Annotated in this window: 16 protein-coding genes; 7 read left to right on the forward strand and 9 right to left on the reverse strand. The window is 54.0% G+C overall.

The annotated features are described in order from the left end of the window. The first annotated feature begins 108 nt into the window (after positions 1-108). A complete protein-coding gene (locus PVA01S_RS02430; RefSeq protein WP_054797785.1) occupies positions 109-405 on the forward strand; it encodes a magnetosome magnetite crystal formation protein family in 297 nt (98 codons plus the stop codon). 115 nt (positions 406-520) lie between these two features. Beyond that, the gene (locus PVA01S_RS02435; protein WP_127604893.1) at positions 521-850 is read left to right on the forward strand and encodes an SPW repeat domain-containing protein; all 330 of its coding nucleotides are present in this window, start codon (positions 521-523) and stop codon (positions 848-850) included. A 69-nt stretch (positions 851-919) separates the two neighbouring features. Here the strand turns inward: PVA01S_RS02435 and PVA01S_RS02440 are convergent, their stop codons facing one another. The 3 genes from PVA01S_RS02440 to PVA01S_RS02450 form a co-directional block, all read right to left on the reverse strand. Next, positions 920-1,309 (reverse strand): hypothetical protein, encoded by a 390-nt coding sequence (locus PVA01S_RS02440; protein WP_127604895.1) that lies wholly within the window; start codon positions 1,307-1,309, stop codon positions 920-922. Positions 1,310-1,790: 481 nt separating this feature from the next. Continuing rightward, the gene (erpA, locus tag PVA01S_RS02445; protein ID WP_054797782.1) at positions 1,791-2,153 is read right to left on the reverse strand and encodes an iron-sulfur cluster insertion protein ErpA; all 363 of its coding nucleotides are present in this window, start codon (positions 2,151-2,153) and stop codon (positions 1,791-1,793) included. Between the two features lie 33 nt (positions 2,154-2,186). Next, complete coding sequence (locus PVA01S_RS02450; protein ID WP_244932874.1) at positions 2,187-2,432, reverse strand: aspartyl-phosphate phosphatase Spo0E family protein; 246 nt, start codon at positions 2,430-2,432, stop codon at positions 2,187-2,189. Between the two features lie 380 nt (positions 2,433-2,812). Between PVA01S_RS02450 and mqnE the strand changes: the two genes are divergently transcribed. Further along, positions 2,813-3,886: an aminofutalosine synthase MqnE gene (gene mqnE / locus PVA01S_RS02455; RefSeq protein WP_373423885.1), complete on the forward strand. Its 1,074-nt coding sequence runs from the start codon at positions 2,813-2,815 to the stop codon at positions 3,884-3,886. Positions 3,887-3,916: 30 nt separating this feature from the next. Next, complete coding sequence (locus tag PVA01S_RS02460) at positions 3,917-4,981, forward strand: NAD(P)/FAD-dependent oxidoreductase (protein ID WP_127604897.1); 1,065 nt, start codon at positions 3,917-3,919, stop codon at positions 4,979-4,981. A 2-nt stretch (positions 4,982-4,983) separates the two neighbouring features. Here PVA01S_RS02460 and PVA01S_RS02465 read toward each other — a convergent pair whose 3' ends face one another. Next, the gene (locus tag PVA01S_RS02465; protein ID WP_054797780.1) at positions 4,984-5,238 is read right to left on the reverse strand and encodes a YuzB family protein; all 255 of its coding nucleotides are present in this window, start codon (positions 5,236-5,238) and stop codon (positions 4,984-4,986) included. 78 nt (positions 5,239-5,316) lie between these two features. Here PVA01S_RS02465 and PVA01S_RS02470 point away from each other — a divergent pair, with 78 nt between their 5' ends. Further along, entirely contained in the window at positions 5,317-5,565 is a 249-nt protein-coding gene (locus PVA01S_RS02470) for a NifU family protein (protein WP_127604899.1), read from the forward strand. A gap of 57 nt (positions 5,566-5,622) precedes the next feature. Here the strand turns inward: PVA01S_RS02470 and PVA01S_RS02475 are convergent, their stop codons facing one another. The 5 genes from PVA01S_RS02475 to PVA01S_RS02495 all read right to left on the reverse strand — a co-directional run bounded on the left by PVA01S_RS02475 (position 5,623) and on the right by PVA01S_RS02495 (position 10,697). After that, a complete protein-coding gene (locus PVA01S_RS02475) occupies positions 5,623-6,441 on the reverse strand; it encodes an SDR family oxidoreductase (RefSeq protein ID WP_054799176.1) in 819 nt (272 codons plus the stop codon). 59 nt (positions 6,442-6,500) lie between these two features. Then, a complete protein-coding gene (locus PVA01S_RS02480; protein ID WP_127604901.1) occupies positions 6,501-7,265 on the reverse strand; it encodes a Cthe_2314 family HEPN domain-containing protein in 765 nt (254 codons plus the stop codon). 156 nt (positions 7,266-7,421) lie between these two features. After that, positions 7,422-9,182: a UbiD family decarboxylase gene (locus PVA01S_RS02485; RefSeq protein WP_127604903.1), complete on the reverse strand. Its 1,761-nt coding sequence runs from the start codon at positions 9,180-9,182 to the stop codon at positions 7,422-7,424. Between the two features lie 51 nt (positions 9,183-9,233). Next, complete coding sequence (locus PVA01S_RS02490) at positions 9,234-10,160, reverse strand: COX15/CtaA family protein (RefSeq protein ID WP_230876078.1); 927 nt, start codon at positions 10,158-10,160, stop codon at positions 9,234-9,236. Positions 10,161-10,352: 192 nt separating this feature from the next. Further along, positions 10,353-10,697, reverse strand: coding sequence for a thioredoxin family protein (locus PVA01S_RS02495; protein WP_054798606.1), 345 nt, complete (start codon positions 10,695-10,697; stop codon positions 10,353-10,355). A gap of 203 nt (positions 10,698-10,900) precedes the next feature. Here PVA01S_RS02495 and PVA01S_RS02500 point away from each other — a divergent pair, with 203 nt between their 5' ends. Together PVA01S_RS02500 and PVA01S_RS02505 are read left to right on the forward strand one after the other, a co-directional pair. Then, positions 10,901-11,746, forward strand: coding sequence for an SPFH domain-containing protein (locus PVA01S_RS02500; RefSeq protein ID WP_127604907.1), 846 nt, complete (start codon positions 10,901-10,903; stop codon positions 11,744-11,746). Between the two features lie 15 nt (positions 11,747-11,761). Continuing rightward, positions 11,762-11,980, forward strand: a complete 219-nt coding sequence (locus PVA01S_RS02505) for a type II toxin-antitoxin system antitoxin (protein ID WP_127604909.1) — start codon at positions 11,762-11,764, stop codon at positions 11,978-11,980. Positions 11,981-11,995 lie beyond the last annotated feature (15 nt).

Raw genomic sequence — 11,995 nt, forward strand, 5'->3', positions numbered from 1 at the left:
AATAAAAAAATTTTATCAACTTTGGTTTAATTTCCCATTTGACTCGAAACCGTATTTACGGTTCTGCGTATTGCGTAATAGCTTTTACGGATGGAAGGGGCTGTTCTCTTGGAAACGCGTAAACTCATTTCGGCCTTATGCTATTTCAGCATTTTCTTCGCGGGGTTCATTATCCCGATCGTTATTTACTTCATTACCGATGACCCGGAAGTGAAGCATCATGCGAAAGCAGCGTTCGTCTCGCATATTTTGCCTTTCGCCTCTTTATTGTTTTTGTTGATCGCCGTCTTTACGCTGCCGACCTTCAGCGGTTTTATTATCGCGCTAGTACTTTGCGGCGTTCTGTATGCAGCCGTTACGATCTACAACGTCATTCAAGGTATTCGGGTGCTCGTCTCCCGCTAACAAAGTGTTGACCCCATGCGCCATTAATCCGAACTATCATGTAACCGCTTGCATATCATGTAATAAGAGCTAGCTTTCCAGCCGGCTCTTATTACGGATCGGGGTGGTGAACGCGATGGCCTTTCGCAACGGATTCACGGCGATGATCGGCGTCCTCTGGCTCACAGCACCTTGGTGGGCAAGCTTTACCGATACGTCCGGCGCCGTCCTTGCCGGCGTGCTGTTCGGGCTGCTTCAAGCGGTTTCCTCGCTGCTCGCCCGCGGCAGAACCGGTTGGTCTTCATGGCCGAATTGGATCAGCTTGCTGTGCGGCGTTTGGTTTATTTTGTATCCGTTCCTGTATCATTTCGACTGGATGCTGACCCTGCTGTACGTTGTTCTCGGTTATTTGACCGTACTGCTCAATTACACGAATATGAATACCGACCCTCCGCAAGCGAAATGAGCTGACGCGGGCGTTAAGAAACCTTTCGGGACTTTTACCGAAAGGCTTCTTTTTTATGAACCACGAATGTCAATCGTATAGTTCAATAAAATCGCTATGCCGATATAAGCTGCTAGGTTCAAAAGGTACGCCATTGTTTCCGATCACAAGCCAAACTTCAACTCCAGTGCCTGCTCCCTCAGGATCCTTTACATCCCCTTCCACAACAACTCTAAGGTTGTCAGATGCATGGAACCCGTAGACCAGATGAGTTGTACCACTATGCGGACTCAGCAAGACCTCTTCTTTGTAAAGAACCTCCCCTTCGGTTTCCATGTACGGGAAATATCGATTAACCGTAGCACAAACTCTCATCGCATGATCTTCCAGGTTTCTTAGATTAATAACAAGACTATCGATAGGCAGTCCACTAGCCGTAATCCGGGGAACAACAAACGGTTTCGTAGTGATCTTCGACATACTATCACCTCCTGAATATGAGAGAATACTATATTATATTTAATTATTAGATAGTGGTATCGGCGAATCGATAGAATACGAATGTACAAGCACCGAAATTGGATTGGTTTTTTTAAGTTTACGTAAGGCTAATGTTCATGGTAAAATCGGAAATCTGTGCGGTAAATGGAAGTAACCTTCCCTGTTGTGGATGACGTGGATAAGTGGCTTGATAACGCGCCGAATCTGCTTATCCACATGTGGATAAGCAGATTCGGCCACCGTAGTTATTCACCTTCTTCGTTATCTACCGCAGCGTTAATCGCCAAAATAAAAAAACTCCCAACGTTATTTCCGAAGAAATCATATTGAGAGAATCTGGAGCGTGGACATAACGAAAAACCTCCTGACGTATGTTCCGTAGAACTAACGTCAGGAGGTATGCAATCCGCAACCCGTAATCAACTATTGATCAGAATCAGAACCCGCACCGCTCCCGCGATTAATCCTCGCAAGGCTGTGCCAGTACCGCATCTTCCTCTTTCGTACGGAAGCTGGAGCCGCACCCGCACGTCGCTACCGCATTCGGGTTGTTGATGGTGAAGCCGCCGCCCATGCCGGCATCCTGGAAGTCGATCTCGACACCGTACAAATACTTGGAGCTTTCTGCGTCGACAACCACCTTCAATCCGTGGATGTCCATCACTTTATCGTCTTCCTTCTGGTTATCGTCAAAGCCCATTCCATAGGAAAAGCCGCTGCAGCCTCCGGATTTTACGCCAATGCGCAGGAACAAGTTGGACGACTCCTCCGCCGCGAGCATTTCTTTAATTTTATCGCTAGCTGTTTCGCTGATTGTAATCATATGAATTCAGCCTCCCTTACGATTAAATCGGTTCTAACATAAAGTATACTCTTTTGAAGCCGACACCTCAAGGGATTTTGTTCCCTGCCCGCCGCTTCTTCTTATTTTATCAATTTCGTAATAACGTAACAACAGCACGTCCAATTGTTGGCTGCACAGATGAACCTCGGGATGCATCAAACCGAGCTCACCGCCCAATTGAACCATCCGTTCGCGAACGCTCTCGATTTCCCGGGAAAGCGCCAGGTACTGCTCTTGTGAAACAGAAATCAGCATCATCGCACCGTCCCCTCTTAGAAAAATCGTTTTAGTAAGAAATCCGACAATGCTAAAGTATACTAGATTTGGCGGCTAATTGAAATACCAAATTTTAGGTTTTTCCACTTTACTGAAATAAAATTTTATGGTAATCGTGACATTTACTCCCATGGAAATATTCAACCTTGGTTTGCTGAAACATTTTTGTCGAAACCATGTATTGCCCAGCCCGAACAGGAGGTTTATAATAGGGTGTATTGTTCAACCTTATTTGTGTTATAAGGATATCTTATATATGATGTGTGATCAGCATGCGCCCTTGAGCCTACGGCCAAGGGCGCCTATCCAGTTTACGGAGGTGGATTCGATTGAAATCCGCAATCAGCAACCCCGAATTGCGCATGGCCGAAATTGCTGAGAAAGTAGAGCACGGCGAGCGCCTGACGTTAGAGGACGGCGTGTTCCTCTACGAATCCGACGATTTGTTAACGATCGGACAATTGGCGGGCAAAGTGAACCTGCGCAAGAACGGCAAGAAAGTGTATTTTGTCGATAACATGAGTCTCTATTTTACGAACGTATGCGAAGAGCACTGTGCATTCTGTCATTTTCGGAGAGACGAAGGCCAGCCGGGCGCCTATACGTTAACGCCTGAAGAAATGTTCGCCTATATCGACAAGCATTACCATCCCGGCATGCGCGAGTTTCACATTACGGGCGGGCATAACCCGAACGTACCTTTCCAATACTATGTAGACTGCATCCGGGGTCTCAAGCAGCGTTACCCGGACGTCACGATCAAAGCGCATACGGCGGCGGAAATCGAGTTTTTCTCCCGTCTAAGCGGACTAAGCTATAAAGAGGTGCTGCAAACGCTGATCGACGCCGGGCTGGGCACGATGCCGGGCGGCGGAGCGGAAATTTTGTCCGAACGCTACCGCAAGAAGATGCACCTCGTCGACAAGGCTTCTACCGATCAGTGGCTCGAAGTGCACCGGACTGCGCATAAGCTCGGGTTGAAAACGCACGCGACGATGCTGTTCGGTTCCATCGAAACGTTCGAGGAACGCATCCGCCACTTGATGTATTTACGCGAGCTTCAGGACGAAACGGGCGGGTTCATGGTATTCATCCCTAACTCCGTGCAGCCGGCCAACGTCGATGCGGGTTTGAAACGCCGCGTCTCCGCTTACGATAACTTGCGAACGATCGCCATCAGCCGTTTGATGCTGGACAACATTCAGCATGTGAAAGCTTATTTTATCAATCTCGGCACACAGCTGACGCAAATCGCCTTCGCCTTCGGGGCGTCCGATGCGCACGGCACGATCATTCAAGAACGGATCAGCCATTCGGCGGGAGCCACTTCCCCTGAAGGATTGACCCGGGACGAGCTGGTTTACTTGATCCAAGGAGCGGGACGAATTGCGGTTGAACGCGACACGTTCTACAACGAGATCAAGGTTTACGAATAAAATGCATGTGAGAAAGGGTTTGCCGTTGTTATGAAAAAACTTGTCATTTTAGGCGGAGGATACGGCGGTTTGACCGTCGCCAAAACATTGCTCGAGGGGGATTTGCCGTCTGATACGGTCATGATCCTGATCGACCGCATGCCGTATCAAGGGTTGAAAACCGAATACTACGCGCTTGCGGCGGGAACCGTGTCCGATAAAGACATACGCGTCCAGTTTCCGGTCGATCCGCGGCTGATTTTGAAGTACGGGGAAGTGACGTCCGTCGATCCGGAGTCGAAGCTCGTGCACTTCGAGAATGACGATCCGCTCTCGTACGACTGGCTTGTCATCGCGCTCGGCTGCGTCGATAAGTACCACAACATTACCGGCGCGAAAGAGTTCTCGAACAGCATCCAGACGTTGTCCGCCACCCGAAAAACGTATCAAGGCGCCAACGACACTGCCCCCTACGGTCAAGTCACGATCGTCGGAGGCGGCCTCAGCGGCGTGGAGATGGCGGCCGAGCTCCGGGAAAGCAGGCCCGATCTGAACATCCGCATTCTGGACCGCGGCGCAAGCGTCCTGTCTCCGTTCCCGCAGAAGGTGCAGCGCTACGTAAGCGAGTGGATGCTGGAGCATGACATCGAGCTGCGCTCGCACGTCTCGCTCTCCCGTCTGGAGGGCGGCCTCTTGTATAACGGCGATGAGATCATCCAAACGGACATCACCATATGGACGGCGGGCATTCAACCGAGCCCGATTGTGCAACAGTTAGATCTGCCTAAAGATGCGCAAGGACGGCTAATCATTAACGAATACCATCAACTGCCCGACTATCAAGAGATTTACATCGTCGGCGATTGTGCGTCGCTCCCCTTCTCCCCGAGCGGTCAGGCCGCCGAAGCCCAAGGCGAGCAGGTTGCCGAAGTATTACAAGCGGTATGGAAAAACGAAACTCCCCGGCTCGGTAAAATCAAGCTCAAGGGAGTTCTCGGGTCGCTCGGCAAGAAGGCCGGCTTCGGTATGATGGGCAAACGCACCGTCATGCTCGGCATGATGCCGCGGGCGATTAAAAGCGGCGTGCTCTGGATGTCCAAGCGCCATTTCGGATAGTTTTATTCCCCTAAGAGATCGAACATCGCTTCGATCTCTTTTATTTTCGCTTGAATCGCTTCGTCTAATCCTTCGGCCGTCTCGGCTGCGACGATCTCGCCGTTCACCAGGGCGAACGGGAACAAGTAACACTCGCCGCAATTCCCCAGACAGCCATACTCGATCACGTCGTACTCGGGGTTGCTTTCCAGCGCCTTCATCAGCTTATCTGTGCCGTGATGCATATTGTTTGTGCAAAATTCTATGATCGGTCTCATGGACGCTTCCCCACCTTATAGCCATTTTAATTTTCAAACGATTGTAATATAATAAAGGATAGAAGGGAGATGATGCAAATGAGTGAGAGTACGCAGCAAAGCACTATGTATGACGAAGTGCTTGAAGTTTTAGATAAACTTCGTCCATTCCTGCAGCGCGACGGCGGTGACGTGGAACTCGTAGACGTGGAAGATGGCATCGTTAAGCTAAGATTGATGGGTGCATGCGGAAGCTGCCCGAGCTCGACGATTACGTTGAAAGCCGGCATCGAGCGCGCGCTGCTTGAAGAAGTGGAAGGCGTGCAAGAGGTTATACAGGTGTTCTAATTGCACTTGCCAAGCAAGAAAGGGTCGACCCTCCGGGGGTCGGCCCTTTCTTGCCTTTCAGGCGTTCGTACCCGCCTCTGCGCTCGCTTTCGTCTTCGCGCCGCTGCCGACGATCGCTCGTATCGGATCAAGCCCCCCAGAGACGTCGATAATGTTGCCGGTTAAGAAGTCCGACCGTTCCTCGCACAAGAAGGCGATTACGCGGGCGATGTCTTCTCCGGTTCCCGGACGCCCCCTAGGCGATTCGTCGTCATGCAGATGCTCCACTTCGTCGATCGTCCGCTCCTTGTTCGCGCCGCGAATATCCCCCGGGCATATCATATTGACCGTAATGCCGCTGGCCGCTTCTTCGACGGCGATCGTCTTCGTGAACGAGACGAGGCCTACCTTGGCAGCGGCGTATACGGCTCGGTGCGGCCAGCCTCGCGCCTCCGAGGCGTGACCGAAGCCGAAGTGGATGATGCGCCCCCATTGACGCTGCCGCATCATCGGCAGAACCAGATGGTCCAGATGCATGACGCCGAGCAAATTCCCCTGCATCAATCCTTCGATCTCCGATGCGTCGTAATCCCGAAACAAGCGGCGCTCGCGAATGAACGGACCGGCGTTGTTGATCAGAATGTCAATTTTGCCGAAGCGGTTGACGGCTTCCGAGACAAGACGTTCCCGGTCCGCAGGCTTTGCTACGTCCCCTTGAACGGCGTAACCTTCTACGCCCAGGCTGCGAATTCGCGCGCACAGCTCCTCGGCTTCCTGCGCACTGTTGACGTAGTTGACGAGCAGGTCGACGCCTTGCTCAGCAAGCAGAAGCGCGGTCATCTTGCCAAGTCCCTTGGCGCTTCCGGTAATGAGTGCGGTTTTCCGCATAGGCTGCATGCTCCGTTCCTCCCCGCTTCCAGTTCTTCCTCAAGTATAGTGGATGGCGGGATGCGATTTCAACGCCCGGCGCGCCGTCCGCCCGCTCTGGAAGTAGGCGCAGACTTTGGCGCTGCAGTCGCGGCCGGATGCCTGGCAATGTAACGGAATGCGGTCGTTACGGCTTTCATGGCCATTTCGCAGCCTTCGCGCAGATCGTCAAGATTGGCTTTGATCTCTTCCGTCTCGGGACGCAGCCGTTCTCCGCGTCTGCTCTCCTCCGCTTTCATCAAATCGTCGAGCAGATCGGCGTTAATCGTATGAATCTCCATGTTGCGCTTGTTGCGCAGACGGTCGACCGGTTCTTTATACTTTATCTTTAGCTCATACAACTGCTGCTCCAAATCCGTGTGCAGCCCGTTCTGATGCATATTGCGGAGTACGGTAAAATAGGAAAAACGGGATTTGACGCGCTCGGTCTGCAGTACAAATCGTTCGTTCAGAAAATGTCCGAGTTTATCGAGAATGGCAAACAGGCGGATCAGCGCGTTGCGGTAATAGTACAGATGACGATGGTACTCGTCCGTCTCCCCGGGCTGCATCTGATCGACGTAATCCGAATTGACCCGGCTTCCGTACAGAATCGCGGCATACTCGCTCTGCTCCAGCTCGTCCAGCGCACGCAGGAAGTTTTCGCTCCAGATGACGAAGCGCCGCTCATGCGGTGTCTGCCGGTCACCGGGGATGCGCGAGAGGACTTGCAAATAGTTGCGTATGGCTTGATTGGCTTCCAGCAGAAGCCCTTCGTCCTTGCGCGGCGGTTCGCCGAATAAAGCTCTCAACATGGTTTTATCTCCATCATCGCGTAAGATATAACTATTATTATACCCCATGATTAGGCTGAAAACCATCGAACGGGCTTGATGGAACGGATTAAAGCAGCGAGCCGAATTGAAAAACGACGAGGCCGGGATCTCTCCCGGCCTCGTCGTTGATTTGGCTTAAGCAAAATATTCGTTCCACCGCGAGTCAACCAATTCAACGATATCTTCGCGCGGGAACAGCTCGTCCGGATAGCCCGGCTTCATCCGGGCGTCGATGACGATCGGCACCCGGTACCCGATATGGTGCCGTCTCAGCTCGGCGTCGGCATACATATCCGCCGCCGGATTGAACCGGGTAAACACCGTCCACAGGAATGGCGTTTGCCCGGAGGCGATCGCCGTGTCGTCGACGAGCACGACGAGCGGCCAATCGCGCAGCTGCTCGCCGGCGTCGCGAACGAGGCGGGCGGCCAGCTCGGGGTCGTCCGCGAACGAAGCGCCGGCGACGACTAAACAGCCGCGGCAGTATGGAACCGCGCTGTGAATGCCCGGCAGCTGCCCGCTTTCGTAGACGGCGGGCAGCTTGCGCTTCGGCTCGCCGACGCCGAGCAGCACCGCTTTGCTGCCGTGATTGAGCCGGTCGCCGGTATAATCAAGCGTATCGTGCGCCGTGTGATTGAAGATGAACAGATCCGTGGCCGGATCGAATCGTTCCAGCACCGTTTCCAGCAGCTGCGGGAAGTTGCTTAGATCGACGTGCTGATTGGTCACGATCAGGAACTTGGTCAGCGTCAGCTGGCCTTCCCCGAAGATGCGGAACGCCGTCGCCAGCGCCTCGCGGCTGTAGCTTTCGCGCACGATGGCGGCAGCCAGCGGATGCACGCCGGTTTCCGCGTACGCCCACAGTTCCTTCACGCCGGGCATCGCCATCGGGAACGCCGGCGCCAGCAGGCGCTGCAAATATTCGCCGAGGTAATAGTCTTCCTGCCGCGGCTTGCCGACGATCGTAGCCGGGTAGATGGCGTCCTTGCGGTGCCATACATGGCTCACATCGAAGACCGGGAAATCGTGCACAAGCGAGTAATAGCCGAAGTGATCGCCGAACGGACCTTCCGGCCGGCGCACATGGGGCGCCACCTTGCCGACGATGGCGAACTCGGCCTCAGCGATCAGCCGGTGTCCGCCCCGCGGATTGTCCACAAGCGGCAGCTTCTGGCCGAGCATCAGCGAAGTGAGCAGCAGCTCCGGCAGATGCTCGGGCACGGGCGCGATCGCCGAGGCGATCAAGGCCGGCGGGCCGCCCAGGAACACCGTAACCGGCAGCGGTTCGTTACGCAGCTCGGCTTCATGGTAATGGAAGCCTCCGCCTTTATGGATTTGCCAGTGCATGCCCGTCGTCTGCGGATCGTACACCTGCATCCGGTACATGCCGAGGTTATGGTGCTTCGTAACCGGATGCTCCGTGTATACAAGCGGCAGCGTCACGAACGGACCGCCGTCCTCCTGCCATGACGTCAGAACCGGCAAGCCGGCAAGAGGCGCTTCGGTGCGGCAATGCTGCAGGATCGGCGCAGCCTCCCGGCCGACGCCTTTGGTGCCGATTTTGAGCAAATCGAGAATAAGCTGACGCTGCTCCCACAGCGCCTTCGGCGTCGGCGGCAGCAGCGTATCCATCGCGCCGACAATTTGCTTCATCAACTGCTCCGGACGCGGACCGAACGCGAGATCAACGCGGCGGCTCGTCCCGAACAAGTTTGTAACGACGGGAAAGGAGGCTCCTTTTACATGCGTGAACAGCAGGGCGGGCCCTTCCTCTTCAATGACGCGGCGGTGAATTTCCGCGAGCTCCAGATTCGGGTCGACCGGTGCCGAAATCACCTTCAGTTGATTCTCTTGGCGAAGCGCCTCCAAAAAAGCGCGCAGGTTGGAAAATCGCATGCGTGTGCCTTGCTCCCTTCACTTTCTAAGTATGTAGATGAAGAAGAAGGCTTACGGCAGCCTTGGAGCTGCGTAAGCCTGAACGTTGTGCTCCTCCGTATGGAGGGAAGTAATGCCGAAGTAACAGAGGATTCCGAATAAACAGGAGATCAGCACGGCATGCAGCAAGCTGGCCAGCAAGTAAATTTCGTACCCGATCGACAGCGTGACGAACGCGCCGCTTGCAATTTGCAGCGTGACGAAGATCAGCGACAGCTTGGCCGCTTGGTAAACGCTGCTGTCCGGCTGTGCTTGAGAACGGACGAACAGGAACAGCGCCAAGATGACGAGACCGAGCACCGCCGCCGCCACCCGGTGAGCAAATACGATGCCCGTCGATCCGGTAAATTCCGGGATCACCTGACCGTTGCAGAGCGGCCAGCCGATACAACCGCCGACCGACTCCGTATGGCGGACGAATGCGCCCAAATAAACGACCACATAGCTGTAAATCAGCACGAACCAGACCGACATCCGGACGCCCCGGCTTAGACGCGTACCGTCTCCGCGGTGCATCGCTTCGCCGTATTTGGTAAAGACCAAATACAAGAGCAGCGTAAACGCGAAAGACATCAGCGAAAATCCGAAATGCAGCGCGAGCACGGCCGACGATTGCGGCCACAAGACGGCAAGCGCTCCAAGAACCGCCTGCAGCAGCGTGAAGAACATCGCGCCGCCGACATACCACTTGGCGTCCTTGCGCTTGCTGTATAAAAACACAAGAATCGTTGTCGCGAGCAAAATGATCCCGACGACGCCGACAACAAACCGGTGACTGTATTCAATAAAAGATTCGATTGTATAGGCCGGAACGAATTTGCCGTTGCATAACGGCCAATCGTCTCCGCAGCCTCGCCCGGATTCCGTCTTGGTCACTAACGCGCCCATGACCAGAATCAAGAACATGCCGAGCATACTGGCCAATGATAAAGCCTTCATTCTTCGCTCCATCTTCATCCGCTTTCACCCGCTTCTTGTTCGTTATTTCTCGACATAATCGGACACCGACGAACGTTTCATTAACATTATAACGATAATCAGGGGGCAATTCCACGCGGAATTGTTACAAAGCGATGAAAGAAGAAAAGCCCAGGCGGAAGCGATCCGTCCCGGGCATTCTCCATCCGTCGGTTAGGGAGCGAGCGTATTCGCAACTTCAACCGCGCGATCCAGAAACTGTTCGATTTCTTCCCGCGTTTTGCGCAGCTTGCTCACAAAGCGGATCAGCTCCTGGCCGTTCCTGAAAGCGATAAAGCTCGGAATGCCTAAAATATTCAGCTCGCTGCACAAGTCCGGCATCTCATCGCGGTCCACGTGGATAAATTGCAGCCGGTCGGCGTAAGCTTCTTCAACTTCCGGCATGAATGGTTCGATGAAATGGCAGTCCTTGCACCATGTGGCTTTAAAAACGGCAACGGTCGGTTTGGAACCGCCGATGATTTCTTGAAATCGCTGTTCAGTCGTCACTTTCTCCATAGGAAACACCGCCTATTCTTAATATCAGAAATGGAACTTACCCCACTTATAGCATTCGACAAGGCGTCTGTCAATGAGCCGGGGTGCCTTTCTGGACGAGAAAAGAGTATCCATTATTCAGGGATTTACATTAATTCCTAAAAGTGATATCATAACAGTATCAAAACAATATTTAAATGAATGACGAAAAGGAGTGTTTGTTCATGCAGGAAAAAAAACCTTGGGTGATTAACGGATTCGTCGGTTTGCTTGGGCTCGTTGCCGTCGATGTGATCGGCACGCTGCTGCTCATCGATAAAGAATGGCCGGCTCTCGCCATTGTGCTTGCTCTGTTCTCCATCGCGCTGCTTTCGTCCTTGACGATCGTCCAGCCGAATCAAGCGATGGTCGTCACCTTCTTCGGCAGCTACTCCGGTACGATTCGCCGAAGCGGCATCTGGATGACCATCCCGTTCTCCGTTCGGAAGAAAGTGTCCTTGCGGGTTCGCAACTTCAACAGCGCCAAGCTGAAAGTCAACGATATCGAAGGCAACCCGATCGAAATCGCCGCCGTCGTCGTCTTCCGCGTCGTCGATTCGGCGAAAGCGTCATTCGACGTCGACAATTATGAGCAGTTCGTGGAAATTCAAAGCGAGACGGCGCTCCGTCACGTGGCTAACAAATATCCGTACGACACGTTCGAAGACGGCGGCTACTCGCTGCGGGGCAATTCCGACGAAGTCGCTGCGGAACTGGCCCGCGAGCTGCAGGAACGGCTGTCCGTTGCCGGCGTGGAAGTGATGGAGGCGCGTCTGACGCATCTGGCGTACTCTACCGAAATCGCCAGCGCGATGCTGCAGCGCCAGCAAGCGGCCGCTATTATCGCCGCCCGCTCGAAGATTGTGGAAGGCGCGGTCGGCATGGTGCAGCTCGCTATCTCCCAGCTTCAGCGAGAGGGCGTCATCGAGCTCGACGAGGAACGCAAAGCCGCGATGATCAACAACCTGCTCGTCGCCATCGTATCCGATCGTTCCGCCAATCCCGTCATCAATACGGGAAGCTTGTACTAGAAGGCGCAGTCCGTTATGGCCGCGAAGAAAAATTTCCCTCTGCGGCTGGATCCGAAGTTATACGAGGTGCTTGAGCGATGGGCCGCGGACGAATTCCGCAGCGTAAACAGCCACATCGAATATTTGCTGCGGGACGCGGCTTCCCGAGCCGGAAGACACCTATCGCCGCGCCCGCCCGCCTCAGCTCCGAAAGAGCCGGCCTCCAGCGCAGACGACAACCCGACAACCGAATAAAGCGCTTGCCCCCGC

Origin of the sequence: Paenibacillus validus NBRC 15382, from assembly GCF_004000985.1 — a bacterium.
In the GTDB taxonomy this organism is placed as follows: domain Bacteria; phylum Bacillota; class Bacilli; order Paenibacillales; family NBRC-103111; genus Paenibacillus_G; species Paenibacillus_G validus.